Here is a 1,633-nt window from a genome sequence, read left to right on the forward strand (position 1 = left end):
GGTTCGGCCCGGGTTTTTTCATGGTGAAACCGGCCGGCACCGGTTCGAAGCCTTCAAGTGTTCGCGGCTCACCTGTGTCGGTGCTGTACACCACCACGCCGCCGAAGAAGTCCACCAACTGCCATGCCCGACCGTTCCACCAGGCGGCTTTGTGTTCCGGGATTGCGGGCGGCGCCGCTTCGACGCATCCGCCGGGAATCAGGTAAACGCCGGGTTCCAGAGGTGATTCATCAGCGGTCACAGCACCAATGAAAATGCCGAGGTGGTCGGTCTGATAAACGAGTTTTTCAGTCATGCTCGATCTCAATACTTGATGCAGTAGAAAAGGGCCAAGTTTCTAGGGCGTGTTTCGATGCCGCCGGCAGCGGCTACAGTTACGCCGTGGCTGTGGTTACCCGCCCAGCCCACGCCGACGTTGTGCGCATGCTGACCAGCAGCGCCTATGCCGACGTTGTGTGCGTGATTGCCCTGGTAGTCGGTGCGCATAGGCTGGTTGTCGGCGTTTTTGCCTCCGGGTAATTCAAGGTCAACGATGCTTCCGCCGCCTGTTGGATAACCGATTGAAATGCCTTGGCCTGTGGCCGCGATTCGCCAGCCGTGATCGTGGTTGCCTTGGGCATCTGTCCAAGCGCTGTGCACGTGGTTGCCTTGCGCATCCGTCCAGGCCGTGTGCACGTGGTCGCCTCCAGCAGCAGCCGAGGCGCCGTGCGCGTGAGAGTGGATCATCATGTCCTGATAGACGCCGAACGCTCGGCCAGGATCCAGCCCGCGCCCGTCATCCCAGCCGCGAGGGAACAAGCCGCGCATATCGGGCAAATTGAAAGTGGTTGAACCATCGCCGGCGCCGTAGTGCGTCCCAAGCCAAGCGAAAAGTTGCGCAAATGTGGTACGGGAAACCGCCGCACCGTTGCACTTCAGCCATCCCGTCGGGGCAGCTGTCATTGCAAACGCTGCCACCATGCCAGTCATCGAATCGCCAACCTGCTTTTGTAGCTTGTTCAGGGCGGCGGTCGACGCCACGATCTTGCTGCTGTTGGTTGCTGGATCGTCGCTGATTGCGTTGGGCAGATTGCCCAGTCCAATGTCTTCTTTGGTGGTTGCCCGGGCGCGCAACTCCGCGTAATCCCCTTTACGCGCCGCCAAATGTTTAATGAGTGCGCTGGCGATCGGCTCAGGCTCACGGGCGTCATAAATCTCTGTAGGAGATGCGTAATAAGCGATCGGCACGCAGTAATGTCGAACCCCGGCAGCGTCGGTATAGTCGCCTTGCTGTCCGAAAATCACTTTCCACGTCGCGACCCGATCGCTTAATTGCCGCTCCAGGCAAACGTCCAGTGTCACCGTTCCCACGGCAACGCCAGCTAACGGGACAGGCTTTTCCATAAAAACCCGGATGCCTTCGATGTAGGCGGTGCCGGCGCCCAACTGGAAACCGTTTACGCCCTTACCGAATGTAAGTGAGTCACCAAAAAAGCAGGCGCGGCCGTACACCTCACGGTTACTCAGGCGTTCTCGTTCATCGATGCCAGCAAGGCGCACCGTAAAGTCATGCTGCCAGGTGCTGGCATCGATCTTCACGCCGGTCAGTTTCATGGCGCCGTCGAAGGCCACCAGAAAATTGCGGGTGACGTTG

Annotated in this window: 1 protein-coding gene and 1 pseudogene; both read right to left on the minus strand. The window is 59.3% G+C overall.

The window, feature by feature from the left end:
• Positions 1-295: pseudogene (locus ACW9IR_RS29280) on the minus strand (hypothetical protein); the annotation flags it as partial.
• Between the two features lie 8 nt (positions 296-303).
• On the minus strand, positions 304-1,633 hold a 1,330-nt coding region (locus ACW9IR_RS29285; protein ID WP_457466085.1), incomplete at its 5' end, for a tail fiber protein.

Source organism: Pseudomonas sp. SDT291_1_S447 (genome assembly GCF_054070155.1).